Here is a 20,322-nt window from a genome sequence, read left to right as displayed (position 1 = left end):
GTCGTTCTACCTTCCGGGTTGCGAGGGCGGCTCGTGCAGGGCCTGCGCCGCGCGCAGCCCCCGTCCGCCCAGGAAGTACTTCTGAATGAAGGGATGCGGGTTGGCCATCACCTCGGACGCGGTGCCGGTGATGACCACGTGCTGGTCGGCCAGCACCGCGATGCGCGTGCTGAGGTCGAACAGCGTGTCCAGGTCGTGCGTGACCATCACCACCGTGAGGCCCAGCTCGCGGTGCAGGCTGCGCAGCAGGTCGCAGAAGTCGTCGGCGCTCTCGGGGTCCAGGCCGGCGGTGGGCTCGTCCAGCAGCAGCAGCGGCGCGTCCATGATGAGCGCGCGCGCCAGCGCCACCCGCTTGATCATGCCGCCCGACAGGGCCGAGGGCATCTTGTGCGCATGCTCGGGGCCCAGGCCCACCATCTGCAGCCGCACCATCGCGGCATCGCGGATCAGCTCGTCGGGCAGCACCTTCAGTTCGCGCAGCGCGAAGGCGATGTTGTCCAGCACGTTGAAGGCCGAGAACAGCGCGCCGCGCTGGAACAGCATGCCGACCCGGGCGGCGCCGGCCGCACTCAGTTCGCCCGGCTTGGCGCCGAACACCGAGACTTCGCCGCGCGTGGGCTTCTCCAGCCCGAGGATCTGGCGAAGCAGCACCGTCTTGCCGGTGCCCGAGCCGCCCACCAGCGACAGCACCTCGCCGCGCCGGATGCTCAGGTCCAGGTCGCGGTGCACCACCTGGGGCGGCCGGCCGGGCGACTTGAACACGGTCCACAGCTTGCGGATCTCCACCGCGCTTTCGTCGGCGGGGGCCGGCTCACCGTCGGCGGAAGGAAAGGAAATGATCGGCTCGCTCATCAACGGAACCCCACGCCCTTGAAGAGCACCGCGAACAGCGCATCGACCAGGATCACGATGGTGATCGAGATCACCACCGAGCTGGTGGTGCGCCGGCCCAGGCTCTCGGTGTTGGGCAGCACGCGCATGCCGTGGTAGCAGGCGATGAGCGCGATCAGCACGCCGAACACCGCCGACTTCGACAGCGCCAGCCAGATGTTGGCCAGCGGCACGGCGCGCGGCAGAGCCTGCATGAAGTACCCGGGCGAGATGCCCAGGCTGAGGTCGGCCGCGATCATGCCGCCCAGCATGGCGGCCGCCGAGGTCCACAGGCTGATGAGCGGCATGGCCACGGCCAGCGCCAGCACGCGCGGCAGCACCAGCCGGAAGCCGTGCGGAATGCCCATGACGCGCATCGCGTCCAGCTCCTCGGTGACGCGCATCACGCCGATCTGCGCCGTCATGGCCGAGCCCGAGCGCCCGGCGATGAGCACCGCCGCCAGCACCGGCCCCAGTTCGCGGATCAGCGACAGACCCAGGATGTTGACGATGAAGGTCTCGCCGCCGTACTGGCGCAGCTGCTGCGAGGTCAGGTAGGCCAGCACCACGCCGATCAGCAGGCCCACCAGCGCGGTGATGGGCAGCGCGGTCGCGCCGGTGCTGTAGAGGTGACCGGAGATGTCGCGCCAGGGCGCGCGGTGCGGCGCGCGCAGCATGGTGCCCAGGTCGAGCACGAACTGGCCGATCAGCGTGACGAAGCGCCGCGTGGTCTCCAGCATGTGCGGGCCGCGGTCGGCAAAGCGCAGGAAGAAGTCCCACAGCGTGGGCTTCGGGTCTTCCGGCTCGCGCACCGTGTACTGGGCCACCTGCTCGAGCACCGCGCGCTGCGGCGGGCTCATTTCCAGTTGCGCCGGCCACTGGTGCTGCCAGTGGTTCCACAGCATCTGGCCGCCGATGTGGTCGAGCTGTCCGATGGCGCGCAGGTCCCATGCCGCGTCGGCCGCCGGCGCGTTGCGCAGGCTCGCGGCCAGCGCCTTCCAGTCGCGCTGCGAGGAGAAGGCGAGCGCGGTCCAGCAGCCGTGCGCCTCGATGGCGCCGGACGCGGGCCGTTCCAGACGGGGCCGGTCCGCGTCGGACGCGTTCGGATCGGAGGAACGGGATGAGGACGGCGCTGCTTGCAGCGCGGACGGAGGCATGGTCAACGGTTGGGTGCCGGGTCGGCCTGCCGGATGCATTCGGCAACACTTGAAGCCCGCCATCCTAACGTCATGGCCACGCCCGTCCTAGTGCTGCCCATGCACCGGCAATGACCGGCTCGTCGGCGCGCGCCGCCAGCGACACGAACTGCAGGGCGCAGGCCAGCTGCACACGGTCGGCAATGACCAGGCCATGCGCCTGGCTTTCGCGGATGGCGATGGCGTCGCGCACCAGGCTCAGGCCCACGCCGGACTTGATCAGGTCCAGCATCGAGGCCTCCTGGTCCACCAGCGCCACGCGACGCGGCGCCAGGCCGCGCGGGCCGAACACGCCGGCCAGCATGCGGTGGTGCGCCGACTCGGGTGGCGTGGCCACCCAGGGCAAGGCGGCCAGGCCTTTCCAGTCGCGCCCCAGCACCTGCGGACCCCAGCCGGCGGGCGCGACGACCCGGTAGTGGAAGCGGCTGAGCGTGCGCGCGGCCAGCAGGCCGTCCGAATCCTCGGCCGCATCGCCGAGGTAGAAGCCCACGTCCAGCTCACCCGCCTGCACCTGCGCCAGCACGCTGCCGCTCATGCCCTGCCGCAGCTCGGTGGCCACCTGCGGCGCGCCCTCGACCAGCTCGCGCAGGAAGGCGCCCAGGCGGGTGAATTCGGGGTCGAGGATGGTGCCGATGCGCAAGGTGCCGCGCACCGTGCTCTGCAGGCGCTGGGCGGAATGCTGGAAGTCCGCGAGCGCCGCCAGCACCCGCTCGGCCTGCGGCAGCAGCGCCGCGCCGTCGGAAGTCAGTGCCAGCCCCTGTGGCGTGCGCGAGAAGAGCGCCAGGCCGGTGAGCTCGCCCAGGCGCTTGAGCTGCAGGCTCACCGCCGGCTGCGACAGGTGCAGCCGCTGCGCCGCTCGTGACACGTTGCCCTCGCGCGCCACGGCGGCGAAGGCGCGCAGAATCTGCAGATCGGCCGCCTGAGTCATGGTATTTGGGCGATTTATAAACCCATTTAGGCGAAATCATTGGCGAATTCCTCTTGAAGGAATGACACTCGCCCGTCATCAGCCCGCAAAGAACCACCATGAGCATTGCAAATATCGAGCACCACATCGGCGGCCGCCCTGCGGCCAACACCTCCGGCCGCACGCAGGACGTGACCAACCCGGCCAGCGGTCGCGTCACCGGCAAGGTGGCGCTCGGGTCTGCCGAGGACGTGAACGCTGCGGTGGCTGCCGCCCAGGCCGCTTTCCCGGCCTGGGCCGACACGCCGCCGATCCGCCGCGCGCGGGTGATGTTCAAGTTCCTGGAGCTGCTCAACCAGCACCGCGACGAACTGGCGCACCTGATCACCGCCGAGCACGGCAAGGTGTTCACCGACGCGCAGGGCGAGGTCACGCGCGGCATCGACATCGTGGAGTTCGCCTGCGGCATCCCGCAGCTGCTCAAGGGCGACTACACCGAGCAGGTCTCCACCGGCATCGACAACTGGACGCTGCGCCAGCCTTTGGGTGTGGTGGCGGGCATCACGCCTTTCAACTTCCCGGTGATGGTGCCGATGTGGATGTTCCCGGTGGCCATCGCCGCGGGCAACTGCTTCATCCTCAAGCCCAGCCCGACCGACCCCAGCCCCTCGCTGCTGATGGCCGAGCTGCTGAAGAAGGCCGGCCTGCCCGACGGCGTGTTCAACGTGGTGCAGGGCGACAAGGTCGCGGTGGACGCGCTGCTGGAGCATCCGGACGTGAAGGCGATCAGCTTCGTGGGCTCCACGCCCATTGCCAACTACATCTACGAGACCGGGGCGCGGCACGGCAAGCGCGTGCAGGCGCTGGGCGGCGCGAAGAACCACATGGTGGTGATGCCCGATGCGGACATCGACCAGACGGTGGACGCATTGATCGGCTCGGGCTATGGCTCGGCCGGCGAGCGCTGCATGGCCATCAGCGTGGCGGTGCTGGTGGGCGATGCGGCCGACAAGGTGCTGCCCAAGCTGGTGGAGCGCGCCAAGACGCTCAAGGTGCTTCATGGTGAGAACCTGGCGGCCGAGATGGGCCCCATCGTCACCCGCGCGGCGCACCAGCGCATCACCGGCTACATCGAGCAGGGCGTGAAGGAAGGCGCCCAGCTGCTGGTGGATGGCCGCGGCTTCGATGCGAACACCGCCGGCGCGGGTTGTGGCGACGGCTTCTGGATGGGCGGCACGCTGTTCGACCACGTCACGCCCGAGATGCGCATCTACAAGGAAGAGATCTTCGGCCCGGTGCTGTCCTGCGTGCGCGTGCACGACCTGGCAGAGGCGGTCGATTTGATCAACGCGCACGAGTTCGGCAACGGCGTCTCGTGCTTCACGCGCGACGGCAACGTGGCGCGCGAGTTCTCGCGCCGCATCCAGGTGGGCATGGTGGGCATCAACGTGCCGATCCCGGTGCCCATGGCCTGGCACGGCTTCGGCGGCTGGAAGCGCTCGCTGTTCGGCGACATGCATGCCTACGGCGAGGAAGGCGTGCGCTTCTATACCAAGCAGAAGTCGGTGATGCAGCGCTGGCCGGAGAGCATCGGCAAGGGTGCCGAGTTCGCAATGCCGACTGCGCACTGAAGCCCCCCGGCTTTTCACGCCGCTCACGCGGCGTGTAATTCGCCACCAGCACTGAGGCCTCCCGGCTTCTCACTTCGCTTCGCTCCGTGTAGTTCGCCACCTCCCGAGGAGGCGACCACACCTGAGGCCCGGCGAAGCCGGTTCCTCGGTGTGTTGCTGGCCTCGCGGGTTGATGAGCGACGGACTTGCCCAGAATAAAAAGGAGACATCCCTTGAGCGACACGACCTTCGACTACATCGTCATCGGCGGCGGCACGGCCGGCGCGCTGATGGCCAACCGCCTGTCTGCGGACAAGAGCAAGCGGGTGCTGCTGATCGAGGCGGGGCGCAGGGACGACTACCACTGGATCCACATCCCGGTGGGGTACCTTTACTGCATCGGCAACCCGCGCACCGACTGGCTCTACAACACCGAGCCCGACGCGGGCCTGAACGGCCGCAGCCTGCGCTACCCGCGCGGCAAGACGCTGGGCGGGTGCTCGAGCATCAACGGGATGATCTACATGCGCGGGCAGTCTCGCGACTACGAGCATTGGGCGCAGGTCACGGGTGACGACACCTGGCGCTGGAGCGAGGTGCTGCCGGCCTTCAAGAAGCACGAGGACTACTACCTGGGCGCCGACGAACTGCACGGCGCGGGCGGCGAATGGCGTGTCGAGAAGCAGCGCCTGCGCTGGGACATCCTCGACGCCTTCGCGCAGGCCGCGCAGCAGGCCGGCGTGCCGCACTCCACCGACTTCAACCGCGGCAACAACGAGGGCGTGGGCTACTTCCAGGTCAACCAGAAGGACGGCTGGCGCTGGAACAGCGCCAAGGCCTTTCTGCGGCCCACCTGCTATGGCCGGCCGAATTTCGAGCTGTGGACCAACGCGCAGGTCGCCCGGCTCGACATCGAGCGCCAGGACGACGGCAGCCTGCGCTGCACCGGCGCGCAGGTGTGGGACGGGCACGAGATGGTGCATGCGCACGCCACCCGCGAGGTGCTGCTGTGCGCGGGCAGCATCGGCTCGCCGCAACTCCTGCAGCTCTCGGGCATCGGGCCGGCGGAGCTGCTGCGCAGCCAAGGCATCGAGGTGCTCGCCGACCTGCCCGGCGTGGGCGCCAACCTGCAGGACCACCTGCAGATCCGCGCGGTGTTCAAGATCGAGGGCGCGCCCACGCTCAACGTGCTGGCCTCCTCCCTGTTCGGCAAGGCGAAGATCGGCCTGGAATACGCCATGAAGCGCAGCGGCCCGATGAGCATGGCGCCCTCGCAGTTGGGCGCGTTCACGAAGAGCTCGCCCACGCTCGAATGGCCGAACCTGGAGTACCACGTGCAGCCGCTTTCGCTCGATGCCTTTGGCGAGCCGCTGCACAGCTTCCCGGCTTTCACCGCCAGCGTGTGCAACCTCAACCCGACCAGCCGCGGCACGGTGAACATCCGCAGCCCCCGCTTTGCCGATGCCCCGGCGATTGCGCCCAACTACCTGAGCACCGATGAAGACCGCAAGGTGGCGGCCGACTCGCTGCGCGTCACGCGCCACATCGCAGCCCAGCCGGCACTGGCGAAGTTCAAGCCGCAGGAATGGAAGCCGGGCGTCCAATACCAGAGCGACGAGGAACTGGCGCGCCTGGCGGGCGACATCGCCACCACCATCTTCCACCCGGTGGGCACCACCAAGATGGGTGCGGACGACGACACGATGGCCGTGCTCGATTCGCGCCTGCGCGTGCGCGACGGCCGCGGCCGGCGCATCGCCGGCCTGCGCGTGGTGGATGCGGGCGCCATGCCCACCATCACCAGCGGCAACACCAACAGCCCCACGCTGATGATCGCGGAGAAGGCCGCCGCCTGGGTGCGCCAGGACAGCGCTACCATGATGGTGCACGAGGCGGGTTAATCCCAATGCACTTGGGCGGTGCATGCCTTTAAAGTCCATGCACTCGCAGCCGGGGGCCTCCCGCAGCGCGGGGGCCGAGGAGACAAATTCGGTATCCAGAGAATTCGAAGACACGAGACACAAGGCATCCGTCGAGATGCCGTTTTTTTGATAAAGGCGCCGCTGGTCGGCGCCTTTTCTTTTGTGCACCGCATTTGGGCGCTATCAATTCCATAGCGGCGACGATGGGACAATCCCGCCCCTCATGGAATGGATCGTCATCACCCTCGCTTCGCTGTTCGCGGGCTTCGTGGACTCGATCGTTGGCGGTGGCGGGCTGATCCTGGTCCCGGCGCTGTTCTCGGTCTTCCCCGGCGCACCGGCAGCCACCCTCTTCGGCACCAACAAGAGCGCCTCGGTTTGGGGCACGGCCGCCGCCACCGCCCAGTTCAGCCGCCGCGTGCACATGCGTTGGCATGCGCTGCTGCCCGCCGCCGGCTGCGCCTTCGCGGGCGCCCTCACCGGGGCCTGGGTCCTCACGCTGGTGCCGGGCGAATTCCTGCGCAAGCTGCTGCCCGTCATCCTGCTGGGCCTGCTGCTCTACACGCTGGCGCGCAAGGACCTCGGCCGCCACCATTCGCCCAATTTCGCTGCGCGCGCCGAGATGGCCGTGATGTGCAGCATCGGCTTCGTGATCGGCGTGTACGACGGCTTCTTCGGCCCGGGCACCGGCAGCTTCTTCATCTTCGCGATGGTGCGCATCCTGGGCTACGACTTCCTCAACGCCTCGGCCTCGGCCAAGCTGCTCAACACCACCACCAACCTGGGCGCCCTGCTGCTGCTGGCCATGAAGGGCCACGTGTGGTGGCACTACGGCCTGATGATGGCGGTGGCCAACGTGATCGGCAGCGTGCTGGGCGCGCGGGTGGCGCTCAAGCACGGCGCCGGCTTCGTGCGCAAGGTCTTCATGGTGGTGGTGAGCGCGCTCATCGTGAAGACGGCGTACGACGCCTTCTTCAAGTAGCCCGCAGGCGGGCGCAACGCCGGCCGGCCGATCAGGGCGCCGAGGGCGCGCTGGCGGGTGCGGGCCAGGCCACTTCGCTGGCCACGCGCGGCTTGCCGATGGGCGCGGTGGCCTTGCCCTGGCGGATGGCGGCCATGTCGGCCTCGCTGGGGTACTGGTCCAGCAGCCAGTAGTCGAAGATACGGCGCGCGATGGGCGCAGCGGCGCCGGCACCCCAGCCCGCGTTCTCGACGATCACCGCCACTGCGATCTTCGGATCGTTCACCGGCGCGAAGGCCGTGAACAGCGCATGGTCGCGCTGGTGCTCTTCGAGTGCCTTGGCGTTGTACTTGGCGTTCTGCGCCATGCCCACCGCCTGCGCCGTGCCGGTCTTGCCAGCCGCCGCGTAGCCCGCGCCGGCGAACACGCCGCGCGCGGTGCCGCCCGTGACCACGCTGGCCAGGCCCTCGCGGATGACGGCGACGTTGGCAGGCTTCAGGCCGATGTCCTCGCCGGGCGGCTGCTGCAGGGGCTTGGTTTCGCTGGTGACGGTATCGCGCGTGGCCAGCACCAAGTGCGGGCGGTGCTTGATGCCGTTCGCGGCCACGATGCTGGTGGCCTGCGCGAGCTGCAGCATCGTGAAGCTGTTGTAGCCCTGGCCGATGCCCAGCGAAATGGTTTCGCCGGCATACCACTTCTTCGCCTCGGCGCGCTTGTAGGCGTTGCGCTTCCACTCGGTGCTGGGCAGTACGCCGCGCACCTCGCCGCCGATGTCGATGCCGGTGATCTGGCCGAAGCCCAGCGGCTTCATCTGGTCGTGGATCAGGTCCACGCCCATCTCGTTGGCCAGCGAGTAGTAGTAGATGTTGCTGGACACCTGGATCGAGCGGCGCATGTCCACGTTGCCCAGGTAGCCCTCGGGGCTGCCGAAGCGGTGGCCGCCGAAGTTGAAGTAGCCCGGGTCGAGCACCTGCGTGCCGGGTGCGCGCTTGTTGGTCTGCAGGGCCGCCAACGCCATGAAGGGCTTGTAGGTGGAGCCGGGCGGGTAGGTGCCGCGCAGCGCGCGGTTGAGCAGCGGCTTGTCGATGGATTCGGACAGCTCCTTCCAGCTTTCCGTATCGATGCCTTCCACGAACAGGTTCGGATCGAAGGTGGGCTTGCTGACGAAGGCCAGCACCTCGCCGGTCTTGGGGTCGATGGCCACCACGGCGCCGCGGCGATCGCCGTACATGTCCTCGATCAGCTTCTGCAGCTTGATGTCCAGCGCCAGCATCACCGTGTCGCCGGGCGTGGACGGGTGGCTGGCCAGGCGGCGCACCGCGCGGCCTCCGGCCGAGGTCTCCATCTGCTCGACGCCGGTCTGGCCGTGCAGGGGCTTCTCGTAGCTCTGCTCCACGCCCAGCTTGCCGATGTAGTCGGTGCCCTTGTAGTTGGCCTGGTCCTCTTCCTCCCAGTCCTCCATCGCCACTTTCTCGCGCTGGTTGATGCGGCCGATGTAGCCCAGCACGTGGCTGGCGGTCTCGCCGTGGGGGTAGTTGCGGAACAGGCGCGCCTTGATCTCCACGCCCGGGAAGCGGTAGCGCTGGGCGGCGAAGCGGGCCACCTCCTCGTCCGACAGGCGCGTGCGGATGGGCACCGAGTCGAAGCTGCGCGAGTCCTCGCGCAGGCGCTTGAAGCGGCGGCGGTCGCGCGGCGTGATGTCGACCACCTCGGACAGGGTGTCGATGGTCTCTTCCACGTCGCCTGCCTTCGAGGGCGTGATCTCCAGCGTGTAGGCCGAGTAGTTGGAGGCCAGCACGATGCCGTTGCGGTCCAGGATGAGGCCGCGGTTGGGCACCACCGGAACGACCGCGGTGCGGTTGCTCTCGGCCTGCTCGGCCAGGTCCTCGTGGCGCACCACCTGCAGGAAAACGAGACGCGCGCACAGGAGGCCGAAGGCGAACAGCACGGCAAGGCTGATCACCACCACGCGCCGGCGAAAGCGCGCCAGGTCGGCTGCGACGTTGCGAATCTCGGTCATGCGCCTTGAGAGCTTAGGAAGCCGCTCTTAGTTTCACAAGGGCCGGTTGGCGTCCGGCTCGGGCGCGCGGCGCTGCGGCGCCAGCAGCACGCTGGTGGCCAGCGGCCAGAGCGCCGCCTCGATCACCGGCGCCAGCATCAGCGACCAGCCGGGGAACACGCCGCCGCCGATCATGCGGATGCCCAGCTCGATCAGGTGCGAGAGCGCGAACAGCGGCAGCACCTGCAGCGATTGCGAGAACACCGGATACCACAGCAGCCGCCGGTGGATGCTGGTCGCGAAGTAGCCCAGGGTGGTGTAGGACAGCGCATGCTGGCCCAGGATCGCCGATTGCTGCACGTCCATGGCCAGGCCGAACATGAAGGCGATGCCGATGCTGACGCGGGACGGCTGGTGCACGCCCCAGAAGACGATGGCCAGCGCCAGCAGGTCGGGCATCCAGCCGATGCGGCCCAGGGGCAGCATGTTCAGCAGCATGGCCACGAAGAGCGTGGCCCACATGAAGGCAGGGCTGAGCGGCAGCAGGAGCTGTTGCTGGCCGGGGCGCATGATCATGGCGTCCTCCCTTCAGGCTTGGGCGCGGCGGCGGCCGGCGGCCTGGAAACGGGCGCGGCTGCGGGCTTCGCGGCGGGCTGGGCGGCGGGCTTCTGCGCGCTCGACTCGGCCGGCTTGGCCGCGGGCTGCGCTGCGCCGGGCTTTTGCGCAGATGCCTCGGCCGCCTTGTCCGCGGGCTTGTCCGCCGGCGCCTTGTCGCCCGGCTTGCCCTTGTTGTTCTTCGCGTCGGCCTTGGCCTTGGCGTCCTTGTCCTTCTTCTTGGCCGCGGCCGGGTCGGGCGTGGCGGGCGCGATGCGCGGCACCTGCTCGCCCACCGGCGCCAGCACCAGCACGTAGCGCGCGCCCGAGACGGTGGCGATGGGCACGCAGTAGATGCGGGCGAAAGCCGAGTCGGCGCGGCGCTCGATGCGATCGATCTTCGCCACCGGGATGCCGGCCGGGTAGACGCCGTCCACGCCGCTGGTGGCCAGCAGGTCGCCTTCGCGCAGGTCGGCGTTCGCGCCCATGAAGCGCAGTTCCATGCCGGCGCTGTGCGCGGTGGCATCGCCAAAGGCCACGCTGCGCGCGCCGGTGCGGGTGTTCTGCACGGGGATGGACAGGTCGCGGTCGATCACCAGCGTCACTTCGCTGGTGAAGGCCTGCACCAGCGTCACCTGGCCGAGCACGCCGTCGGCATCGATCACCGGCGAGCCGGGCGTGATGCCGTGCGTCTGCCCCTGGTCGATGACCACCTTGCGACTGTAGGGGTCGGCTGCGTCGTAGAGCACCTCGGCCGCGCGGCCGGGGGTGATGGTGGTCTGGCGCAGTTCCAGCAGGCCGCGCAGGCGGGCGTTGTCCTGCGCCATGGCGTCGGCCTGGCTGGCGCGCTCGGCCTGGCTGGCCAGCGCCTTGCGCGCCTGCGCCTCGTTGCCCTGCGCGGTCTGCAGGTCGTCGAAGTACTTGCTGCCGCCCAGCACCATCTGCACCGGCTTGAGGGCCAGCCACTGGGCGGGGTAGAGCACGGTGCCGATCACGCTGCGGATCGGCTGGACGAGGTGGAAGCGCCCGTCCGCCACCATGAGGAACAGGGCCAGCGCGCTGAAGAAGATCAGCTTGCTCAGCGCCGACGGCCCCTGGTTGAACAGGGGCGGCGCGGTTCGATCAAGGGTGCCGAGCGGCATGCGTGTTTATGCCACGTGCTGAGCGATTGGGAAGCTTTGGCCCCACAGGCACACGCGGTGTGCGCAGCAGGGGCGGCCGGTCATTCGCTCGTGAAGATGCTGCCCAGGCGGTCCATGCGTTCCAGTGCGATGCCGCAGCCTCGCACCACGCAGGTCAGCGGGTCTTCGGCCACCAGCACCGGCAGGCCGGTTTCCTCGGCCAGCAGGCGGTCCAGGTCGCGCAGCAGCGCGCCGCCGCCGGTGAGCATCATGCCGCGCTCGGCGATGTCCGCGCCCAGCTCGGGCGGGGTCTGCTCCAGGGCGTTCTTGACCGAGGAGACGATGTTGTTCAGCGGCTCGGTGAGCGCTTCCAGCACTTCGTTGGAGCTGATGGTGAAGCTGCGCGGCACGCCCTCGGAGAGGTTGCGCCCCTTGACTTCCATTTCTTTCACCTCGGAGCCGGGGAAGGCCGAGCCGATGCTCTTCTTGATGACTTCCGCCGTGGGCTCGCCGATGAGCATGCCGTAGTTGCGGCGGATGTAGTTGATGATGGCCTCGTCGAAGCGGTCGCCGCCCACGCGCACGGAGCCCTTGTAGACCATGCCGCCCAGCGAGATCACGCCTACCTCGGTGGTGCCGCCGCCGATGTCCACCACCATTGAGCCCGAGGCTTCCGACACCGGCAGGCCCGCGCCCAGCGCGGCGGCCATCGGCTCCTCGATGAGGTAGACGGAAGTGGCGCCGGCCGCTTCGGCCGCGTCCTTGATGGCGCGGCGCTCGACCTGGGTGGAGCCGCAGGGCACGCAGATGATGATGCGCGGGCTGGGGGTCAGCAGCGAGCGCGGGTGCACCATCTTGATGAACTGCTTGATCATCTGCTCGGTGATCACGAAGTCGGCGATCACGCCGTCCTTCATCGGGCGGATGGCCTCGATGTTGCCCGGCACCTTGCCCAGCATGGCCTTGGCCTCGCGGCCCACGGCCTGGATCACCTTCTTGCCGTGCGGGCCGCCTTCATGGCGGATAGCGACGACCGAGGGCTCGTCGAGCACGATGCCCTTGTTGCGGGCAAAGATCAGGGTGTTGGCAGTTCCGAGGTCGATGGCGAGGTCGGTGGAAAGATACCGACGGAATGCTCCGAACATGTGCAGGATCCTCTGGGACACGCATGCGCTTCGGCATGTCGTCGCCCACTTTTTCGTTTTGAAGGGGGTGGAAGGGTCGCTTTTGCGGCCAATGCCGGCGCGTTCGCGGGCGTTGCGGCAAAGGCGGGATAATACCCGAATCCCCTCTGGATACAGCGTTCGCGGCACCTTTGCAGGCCGCGTTTTCAGCCGGCCGCGAAGGCCATTCCAACGATGTCCCTGACCTCTTCCGATATCGCGCGCATCGCGTCGCTTGCCAAGCTTGACTTGGGCGCGGACGAAAGCGAGCGCATGCTCACCCAAATCAACGGCTTCTTCGACCTGGTCGAGCGCATGCGTGCGGTCGACACCACCGGCGTCGAGCCTCTCGCCCACCCCGTGGCGGCCATCGAGGACATCACCCTGCGCCTGGCCGACGACGTGGTGACCGAGCCGGACAACCGCGAGGCCAACCAGAAGAGCGCCCCGGCCGTGGAAGCCGGCCTGTTCCTCGTGCCCAAGGTGATCGAGTGATGAGCAGCAACAGCAACAAGGACCTCCACAACCTGGGCGTGGCGCAACTCTCGCAGGCCCTGGCGCAGCGCCAGGTCTCTGCGACCGAGGCCGCCCAGCATTTCCTCGCCCGGGTGAAATCCCATCCCGAGCTCGGCGCCTTCGTCGCGCTGAACGAGGACGCGACCCTGGCGCAGGCCCGCGCCGCCGACCAGAAGCTCGCCGCCGGCAACGCGCCGAAGCTGGCCGGCGTGCCCATCGCCCACAAGGACATCTTCGTCACCACCGACTTCCCGACCACCGCCGGCTCGCAGATCCTGGCGGGCTACCAGTCGCCCTTCGACGCGACCGTGGTGCGCAAGCTGGCCGAGGCCGGCGCCGTGACGCTGGGCAAGCTCAGCTGCGACGAGTTCGCCATGGGCTCGGCCAACGAGAACGTGGCCGTGCCGGCCCTGGGCCACGACAAGGCCGTGCCGGTGCGCAACCCCTGGGACCCGGAGCGCATTCCCGGCGGGTCCTCGGGCGGCAGCGCCGCGGCCGTGGCCGCGCGCCTGGCACCTGCGGCCACGGGCACCGACACCGGCGGCTCGATCCGCCAGCCGGCCTCCTTCTGCGGCGTCACCGGCATCAAGCCCACCTACGGCCGTGCCTCGCGCTACGGCATGGTGGCCTTCGCCTCCAGCCTGGACCAGGCCGGCCCGATGGCGCGCAGCGCCGAGGACTGCGCCCTGCTGCTGAGCACCCTGTGCGGCCCGGACCCCGAGCGCGATTCCACCTCGCTGGACCGCCCCGCCGAGGACTACACCCGCTCGCTGAACGACTCGCTGGAAGGCCTGCGCATCGGCGTGCCCAGGGAATTCCTGGGCGATGGCGTGGCGCCCGGCGTGCGCGCGGCCGTCGATGCCGCGCTGGCCGAATACGAGAAGCTGGGCGCGAAGCGCGTGGTGGTCTCGCTGCCGCGCACCGAGCTGTCGATTCCCGTGTACTACATCCTGGCCGCCGCCGAAGCGTCGAGCAACCTGAGCCGCTTCGACGGCGTCAAGTTCGGCCACCGCGCCAGGCAGTACACCGACCTCAACGACATGTACCGCAAGACGCGCGAGGAAGGCTTCGGCGACGAGGTCAAGCGCCGCATCATGATCGGCACCTATGTCCTCTCGCACGGCTACTACGACGCCTACTACCTGCAGGCGCAGAAGGTGCGCCGCATGATCGCCGACGACTTCCAGAACGCCTTCAAGGACTGCGACGTGATTGCCGGCCCCGCCGCGCCCACGGTGGCCTGGAAGATCGGCGAGCACGGCGACGACCCGGTGGCCGACTACCTGGCCGACATCTTCACCCTGCCCGGCTCGCTGGCCGGCCTGCCCGGCATGAGCGTGCCGGCCGGCTTCGACGGCCACCTGCCCGTGGGCCTGCAGCTGATCGGCAACTACTTCGGCGAGGCCAAGCTGCTGAACGCGGCGCACCGCTTCCAGCAGGCCACCGACTGGCACACGCGCACGCCCGAGGGCTTCTGACATGAGCGAACAAGTGAACACCTTCGAGGCCCAGCAGCAGGGCCGCCCCACCGGCCCGCTGGTGCAGGGCTATGAAGTCATCATCGGCTTCGAGACGCACACGCAGCTGTCCACCGCGAGCAAGATCTTCAGCCGTGCGGCCACCGCCTTCGGCGCCGCGCCCAACACGCAGGCCTGCGCGGTGGACCTGGCACTGCCGGGCACGCTGCCGGTGATGAACAAGGGCGCCGTCGAGCGCGCGATCCGGCTCGGCCTGGCGCTGGGCAGCACGATCGCGCCGCGCAGCGTGTTCGCGCGCAAGAACTACTTCTACCCCGACCTGCCCAAGGGCTACCAGATCAGCCAGTACGAGATCCCCGTGGTGCAGGGCGGAACGGTGTCCTTCTACCTGGGCGAGGAGTTCAAGACCGTGCGCCTGGTGCGCGCGCACCTGGAGGAAGACGCCGGCAAGTCGCTGCACGAGAACTTCGTGGGGCAGTCGGGCATCGACCTGAACCGCGCCGGCACGCCGCTCCTGGAGATCGTGACCGAGCCCGACATGCGCTCCACCGCCGAGGCCGTGGCCTATGCCAAGGAGCTGCACAAGATCGTGACCTGGATCGGCATCTGCGACGGCAACATGCAGGAAGGCTCCTTCCGCTGCGACGCCAACGTCTCGGTGCGCAAGCCCGGCCAGCCGCTGGGCACGCGGCGCGAGATCAAGAACCTCAACAGCTTCCGCTTCATGCAGCAGGCGATCGACTACGAGATCCGCTGGCAGATCGAGCAGATCGAGGACGGCCACGCGATCCAGCAGGCCACGGTGCTCTTCGACCCCGACACGGGCGAGACGCGCGCCATGCGCACCAAGGAAGATGCGGCCGACTACCGCTATTTCCCCGATCCGGACCTGCCGCCGCTGGCCATCCCGGCCGAGTGGATCGAACGCGTGCGCTCGGCCATGCCCGAGCTGCCGCGTGCCATGGCCGAGCGCTACCAGGCCGCGCATGGCCTGTCGGCCTACGACGCCGCCCAGCTCACGCAGAGCGTGGCGCTGGCGCGCTACTTCGACGAGGCGGTGGCCGCGGGCGCCGCGCCCAAGCTGGCCAGCAACTGGATCACCGGCGAGATCGCGCGGCGGCTGAACGCGCAGGAGATCGGCATCGAGGCCGCGCCGGTGAACGCGAAGCAGCTGGCCCAGCTGATCGCCCGCATCGGCGACGGCACGGTGTCGAACAACGCCGCGCGTCAGGTCTTCGACGCGCTCTGGAGCGGCGAGGGCCAGGACGTGGATGCCGTCATCGAGGCCAAGGGCCTCAAGCAGATGAACGACACCGGCGCCCTGGAGAAGATCGTCGACGACGTCCTCGCCAAGAACGCGAAGAACATCGAGGAATACCGCGCCGGCAAGGACAAGGCCTTCAACGCCCTGGTCGGCCAGGTGATGAAGGCCAGCGCGGGCAAGGCCAACCCGGCCCAGGTCAACGCTTTGCTGAAGTCCCGGTTGGGGTGACGCCGGTGGCCGCCGCCTGCGGCGGCCACAGCTTGGACAGGCGCGCGCGCTCGTCGTCGAAGCGCGCGTTCACGCGCTTCTTCTCGTCGTCCTGGTCGCCGATGAAGCGGTTCTGCACCGCCACGCTCTGCTGGATGTCGTCGAGCTCGCGCTTGATCGAGCTGGGCGCCTTGCTCACGTCCTTGGCGTAGAACTCCAGTTCCTCGTCGATCTTCTTGCGGTCCACCGCCAGCTCGGACAGGCGCTTGCGGGCGGCCTGGATGACGGCGTCGATCTGGGCCAGGGCCTCGGTGCGTTCGCGGTCGTGGGCGGCCGGCGTGGGGTAGCGGATCAGCAGGGCGCGCTCGCGGCGGCGCTCTTCCTGGGCGCGCAGCAGCGCCTGCTGGGCCTGGCGGTCTTTTTCCTCGCGCTCGGCCTGCTCGCGCGCGGTGAGCGTGGGGTCGACCCGGCGCTTGACCGTGCCGCTCGGGTTGAGCTCGCGCTGCTCGCGGTCGACGCAGTCGGCGATCGGCCGGTCGGCCGTGATGGTCCGGCCCTTGGAATCGACACAGGAATAGATGCCGGCGGCCGCCGCCTCGCGGGAAGGCTGCTGGGCCTGGACGGCGCCAGGGCCGGTCAACAGGACGAAACCGGTGGCAATGGCAAGAACGGTGGACTGCTGCACCCGCAACACCTCGGTCGGTCAGTGGAAGAAGTGGATCGGCGAAGCCGGGATACCGTGGCTTTTCAGGCCGCCCCGTAGCGGGCCCGGTAGGCAAGCACGGCTTCCTTGTGCTCCGTCAGGGCGTTATCGGCCCGACTGTTCAGATACTGAAGCAAGTCGTCCAGCGTGGCAATCGCGACAACCTGCATGCCGAGTTGGTTGCGCACATATTGCACGGCGCTGTGGTCTACGTCGACGCCGTTTTCGGTCGCCTTTTCCTGCCGGTCCAGCGCGATCGCGACCGCGTGCGGCGAAGCGCCGGCCGAGCGAATCAGGGCGATCGACTCTCTGACAGCGGTGCCGGCGGACATCACGTCGTCCACGATCAGCACCCGGCCCTTGAGCGGGGCGCCGACCAGCGAGCCGCCCTCTCCGTGGTCCTTGGCTTCCTTGCGGTTGTAGGCAAAAGGAATGTTGCGTCCGCGCCGCGCCAGTTCGGCGGCAACGGTAGCGCCCAGGGGGATGCCCTTGTAGGCCGGGCCGAAGATCATGTCGAACTGCAGGCCGCTGGCGATCAGCCGGTCTGCATAGAATTCGGCCAGCCGCGCCATTTTGGCCCCGTCGTCGAACAGGCCGGCATTGAAGAAATAGGGGCTCATGCGGCCCGCCTTGGTCTTGAACTGGCCAAAGCGCAGCACCCCCGAATCCAGCGCGAACTGCACGAACTGCTGCGCGATCTGCGCGCTGTCGCCGGCGGCGGGCCCCGCGCCGTTCTTCACCGAATCTGATGGCATTGAAGTGATTCCCTTGTACGAACTGAACAGCAACGCCAGTGGCCGCTGCCGGTTGACGCCCGCCGAACGGGGCGCCGAAGACCGTGAAGGATTGTAGTTAATGGCCTCCGGCACCCACGGCGTGCAACACGATCTGGCGATCGCGACCCAGTACTTCCGCGCCGGCCAGACCGGCATGGCCGAGGCCGTACTCAAGAGCCTGGTTGCCCGCGGCGGCAGCACGCCGGCTCGCGCCTTCGAACTGCTGGCCTACATCGCGGGCAACCGCGGCGACCTGCCCGCCTGCGAGGGCCTGCTGCTGCAGGCCACGGGGCGGCCGGATTGCTCGCCCGAGACATGGTTCTACCTGGGCAGGTCGCAGCTCGAGCGCGGCGACGCCCGGGCCGCAATGGCTTCCTTCGAGCGCGCCATCGCGCAGGCCGGCGACTTCTTCGAGGCCCTGCACGAGCTGGGCGTGGCCCACAGCCGGCTGGGCGAGCACGAAGCCGCCCTGCGCCGCTGGGCCGCAGCCGCCCGGCTGCAGCCCAATGCACCCGAGCTGCACTTCAACATGGGCTGCAGCCTGGACGCGCTGCACCGCTTCGAGCAGGCACTGGCGAGCTACGAGCAGGCGCTGCGGCTGGACGCCCGGATGGTCGCTGCATGGAGCAACCGCGGCGTCACGCTGAGCCAGCTCGCACGCACGGCCGAGGCCCTGCAGAGCTACGACCGCGCCCTTGCGCTGCAACCCGGCGACGTCGAGGTCCTGATGAACAAGGCCGCGACCCTCAGCGGCACCCGGCGCTACGAGGAAGCGCTGGCCTGCCTCGACGAGCTCAAGCGAATCGCACCGGATGCCGAATACGTGCACGGCATGGCGCTGCATGCGCGCATGCATCTTTGCGACTGGCAGGGCCTCGAAAGCCGCTGGCAGGAACTCTTCGAGCGCGTGCGCCGGGGCGAGAAGGCCTCGACGCCGTTCGCACTGGCCGCGACGCCCGCCGACCCCGGCGTGCTCCTGGCCTGCGCACGCGGCTTCATGGGCGACAAGCACCCCGCGCGAGTCGCTGTCAGCGGTTTCGCCGAGGCGAAGGACGAAGGCAGGATCCGCATCGGCTACTTCTCGGCCGACTTCCACGAGCATGCGACCTCGCAGCTGATGGCACGGATGTTCGAGTGCCATGACCGCACCCGTTTCGAACTGTTCGCCTTTGCCTTCGGCAAGCAGGTGCACGACGGCATGCGTGAGCGGCTGGTCGCGGCCTTCGACCACTTCATCGAGGTGTCCGACCTGGGCGACGCGGAGATCGCGGCGCTGGCCCGCAGCAGGGGGATCGACATCGCTGTCGACCTCAAGGGCTTCACCCAGGACAGCCGCGTCGACATCTTCGCCCACCGTGCGGCGCCGATCCAGGTCAACTTCCTGGGCTTTCCGGGCACCATGGGCTGCGACTACATGGACTACATCGTGGCGGACGGCACGCTCATCCTGGACGACGAGGCCGTCCACTACAGCGAGAAGGTGGTGCGCCTGCCCCACAGCTACCAGCCCAACGACAACACCAAGCGGATCGCCCCCCAAGCGGGCGATCGTCCCAGCCAGGGCCTGCCTGCGCAGGGTTTCGTGTTCGCGTCCTTCAACAACAACTACAAGATCACGCCAGACATGTTCGATGTCTGGATGCGGCTGCTTGGCGCAGTCGACGGCAGCGTGCTGTGGCTGCTGGAAGGAAACGCAACGGCCAGGAACAGGCTGGACGACGAGGCGCGCCGCCGCGGCATCGACCCGGCGCGCATCGTCTGGGCCGCTCGCGCGCCGCTGGACGTGCACCTCGCGCGCCACGCGCACGCCGACCTCTTCCTCGACACGCTCTACTGCAACGCCCACACCACCTGCAGCGACGCGCTGTGGGCCGGGCTGCCGGTGCTGACGCTGGCGGGCGCGAGCTTCGCTTCCCGCGTGGCGGCCAGCCTGCTGCAGGCCGTCGGGCTGCCCGAGCTGATCACCCGGGACCTGCCCGGCTACGAAGCCCTGGCGCTCGCGCTGGCGCGCTCGCCCGATCGACTGGCCGAGCTGCGCGGTCGACTGGCCGCCAACCGCGCGACCAGCCCCTTGTTCGACACTCCGCGCTTCACATTGAACCTGGAGGCCGCCTACGACGCCATGCAGGCGCGGCGGCGCCAGGGCCTGGCGCCCGAGCACCTTCGAATCGCCGACGCCGGGACGTCGCCGACGATGCCCCACCACTGATCTCTCTCCTTCGAAAAAACGTGTTCACACTCACCAGCCTCAATCTCAACGGCCTGCGTTCGGCCACCACCAAGGGCGTTGCCGACTGGGTCGCGCAACGCGCACCCGACTGCATCTGCATGCAGGAAATCCGCGTGCAGGCCAGCGACATCGAAGGCCGCTTCGAGGAAATGGCCGGCTTGAAGGCCCACTTCCATTTCGCCGAGAAGAAGGGCTACGCCGGCACCGCCGTCTACACCAAGCACGCCCCCAGCGACATCGCGGTGGGCTGGGGAGACAGGGAGTTCGATGCCGAAGGCCGCTACCTGGAGTTGCGCTTCGACACCCCCAAGCGCAAGTTCTCGGTGATCAGCTGCTACTTCCCCAGCGGCTCCTCGGGCGAGGAACGGCAGGCGGCCAAGTTCCGCTTCCTGGCCGGCTTCTTCCCGCACCTGCAGCGGCTCAAGCGCGAGCGCGAGTTCGTGCTGTGCGGCGACATCAACATTGCCCACCAGGAAGCCGACCTGAAGAACTGGAAGGGCAACAAGAAGAACAGCGGCTTCCTGCCCGAGGAGCGCGCCTGGATGACGCGCCTGCTCGACGCCGGCGCCGAGGGCGCAGGCCTGGTGGACGTGTACCGGATGCTCAAGCCCGACACCACCGACGCCTGCTACACCTGGTGGAGCAACCGCGGCCAGGCCTATGCGAAGAACGTGGGCTGGCGGCTGGACTACCACCTGGCGACGCCGGCCTTCGCCAAGCTGGCGCGCAACGAAGAGATCTTCAAGACCATCAAGTTCAGCGACCACGCGCCGATCACGGTGGACTACGACTTCACGATCTGAGG

17 protein-coding genes are annotated in these 20,322 nt (G+C 68.7%); 8 read left to right on the top strand and 9 right to left on the bottom strand.

Annotated elements, in window-relative coordinates; genetic code table 11:
- Positions 1-6: 6 nt before the first annotated feature.
- The 3 genes from BM345_RS25855 to BM345_RS25845 form a co-directional block, all read right to left on the bottom strand.
- Positions 7-852, bottom strand: a complete 846-nt coding sequence (locus tag BM345_RS25855) for an ABC transporter ATP-binding protein (RefSeq protein WP_093385612.1) — start codon at positions 850-852, stop codon at positions 7-9.
- Positions 852-2,027 carry an MlaE family ABC transporter permease gene (locus BM345_RS25850; RefSeq protein WP_093385679.1) on the bottom strand — a complete coding sequence of 392 codons (1,176 nt, stop codon included), beginning with the start codon at positions 2,025-2,027 and terminating at the stop codon, positions 852-854. The genes BM345_RS25855 and BM345_RS25850 overlap by 1 nt, the downstream gene beginning before the upstream one ends.
- A 70-nt stretch (positions 2,028-2,097) precedes the next feature.
- On the bottom strand, positions 2,098-2,994 hold the full coding sequence (locus BM345_RS25845) for a LysR family transcriptional regulator (protein ID WP_093385610.1): 897 nt from the start codon (positions 2,992-2,994) through the stop codon (positions 2,098-2,100).
- Between the two features lie 98 nt (positions 2,995-3,092).
- On the opposite strand from BM345_RS25845, the gene BM345_RS25840 reads away from it, so the two are divergent.
- From BM345_RS25840 to BM345_RS25830, 3 genes are all read left to right on the top strand, one after another.
- Positions 3,093-4,604, top strand: a complete 1,512-nt coding sequence (locus BM345_RS25840; RefSeq protein WP_093385607.1) for a CoA-acylating methylmalonate-semialdehyde dehydrogenase — start codon at positions 3,093-3,095, stop codon at positions 4,602-4,604.
- Positions 4,605-4,816: 212 nt separating this feature from the next.
- Complete coding sequence (locus BM345_RS25835; protein WP_093385604.1) at positions 4,817-6,484, top strand: GMC family oxidoreductase; 1,668 nt, start codon at positions 4,817-4,819, stop codon at positions 6,482-6,484.
- Between the two features lie 244 nt (positions 6,485-6,728).
- Entirely contained in the window at positions 6,729-7,487 is a 759-nt protein-coding gene (locus tag BM345_RS25830) for a sulfite exporter TauE/SafE family protein (RefSeq protein ID WP_093385601.1), read from the top strand.
- Between the two features lie 31 nt (positions 7,488-7,518).
- On the opposite strand, the gene mrdA is transcribed toward BM345_RS25830, so the two are convergent.
- The 4 genes from mrdA to BM345_RS25810 form a co-directional block, all read right to left on the bottom strand.
- Positions 7,519-9,486 (bottom strand): penicillin-binding protein 2, encoded by a 1,968-nt coding sequence (gene mrdA, locus BM345_RS25825; protein ID WP_093385599.1) that lies wholly within the window; start codon positions 9,484-9,486, stop codon positions 7,519-7,521.
- 33 nt (positions 9,487-9,519) lie between these two features.
- On the bottom strand, positions 9,520-10,041 hold the full coding sequence (gene mreD, locus BM345_RS25820) for a rod shape-determining protein MreD (RefSeq protein ID WP_093385596.1): 522 nt from the start codon (positions 10,039-10,041) through the stop codon (positions 9,520-9,522).
- Positions 10,038-11,201, bottom strand: coding sequence for a rod shape-determining protein MreC (gene mreC, locus BM345_RS25815; RefSeq protein WP_093385594.1), 1,164 nt, complete (start codon positions 11,199-11,201; stop codon positions 10,038-10,040). The genes mreD and mreC overlap by 4 nt, the downstream gene beginning before the upstream one ends.
- 80 nt (positions 11,202-11,281) lie before the next feature.
- Positions 11,282-12,325, bottom strand: coding sequence for a rod shape-determining protein (locus BM345_RS25810; RefSeq protein WP_068643026.1), 1,044 nt, complete (start codon positions 12,323-12,325; stop codon positions 11,282-11,284).
- A 213-nt stretch (positions 12,326-12,538) separates the two neighbouring features.
- Here BM345_RS25810 and gatC point away from each other — a divergent pair, with 213 nt between their 5' ends.
- From gatC to gatB, 3 genes are read left to right on the top strand one after another with little or no spacing between them, the layout of a single operon-like run.
- Positions 12,539-12,838: an Asp-tRNA(Asn)/Glu-tRNA(Gln) amidotransferase subunit GatC gene (gatC, locus tag BM345_RS25805; protein ID WP_093385591.1), complete on the top strand. Its 300-nt coding sequence runs from the start codon at positions 12,539-12,541 to the stop codon at positions 12,836-12,838.
- Positions 12,838-14,337 (top strand): Asp-tRNA(Asn)/Glu-tRNA(Gln) amidotransferase subunit GatA, encoded by a 1,500-nt coding sequence (gene gatA, locus BM345_RS25800; protein WP_093385589.1) that lies wholly within the window; start codon positions 12,838-12,840, stop codon positions 14,335-14,337. The genes gatC and gatA overlap by 1 nt, the downstream gene beginning before the upstream one ends.
- Before the next feature lies 1 nt (position 14,338).
- Positions 14,339-15,829 (top strand): Asp-tRNA(Asn)/Glu-tRNA(Gln) amidotransferase subunit GatB, encoded by a 1,491-nt coding sequence (gene gatB / locus BM345_RS25795; protein ID WP_093385586.1) that lies wholly within the window; start codon positions 14,339-14,341, stop codon positions 15,827-15,829.
- On the opposite strand, the gene BM345_RS25790 is transcribed toward gatB, so the two are convergent.
- Both BM345_RS25790 and pyrE read right to left on the bottom strand, forming a co-directional pair.
- Positions 15,798-16,493: a DUF4124 domain-containing protein gene (locus BM345_RS25790; RefSeq protein WP_254790011.1), complete on the bottom strand. Its 696-nt coding sequence runs from the start codon at positions 16,491-16,493 to the stop codon at positions 15,798-15,800. The genes gatB and BM345_RS25790 overlap by 32 nt on opposite strands.
- A 62-nt stretch (positions 16,494-16,555) precedes the next feature.
- A complete protein-coding gene (gene pyrE / locus BM345_RS25785) occupies positions 16,556-17,266 on the bottom strand; it encodes an orotate phosphoribosyltransferase (RefSeq protein ID WP_093385581.1) in 711 nt (236 codons plus the stop codon).
- Between the two features lie 100 nt (positions 17,267-17,366).
- Here pyrE and BM345_RS25780 point away from each other — a divergent pair, with 100 nt between their 5' ends.
- Positions 17,367-19,496 carry an O-linked N-acetylglucosamine transferase, SPINDLY family protein gene (locus tag BM345_RS25780; protein ID WP_093385578.1) on the top strand — a complete coding sequence of 710 codons (2,130 nt, stop codon included), beginning with the start codon at positions 17,367-17,369 and terminating at the stop codon, positions 19,494-19,496.
- A 20-nt stretch (positions 19,497-19,516) separates the two neighbouring features.
- Positions 19,517-20,320, top strand: coding sequence for an exodeoxyribonuclease III (locus BM345_RS25775; RefSeq protein ID WP_093385576.1), 804 nt, complete (start codon positions 19,517-19,519; stop codon positions 20,318-20,320).
- Positions 20,321-20,322: the final 2 nt, after the last annotated feature.

This window comes from Variovorax sp. OV329 (assembly GCF_900114785.1).
In the GTDB taxonomy this organism is placed as follows: Bacteria; Pseudomonadota; Gammaproteobacteria; order Burkholderiales; family Burkholderiaceae_C; genus Variovorax.
Note: the sequence above shows the minus strand (reverse complement) of the source record. Positions and strands in the feature narration are given on the sequence as shown.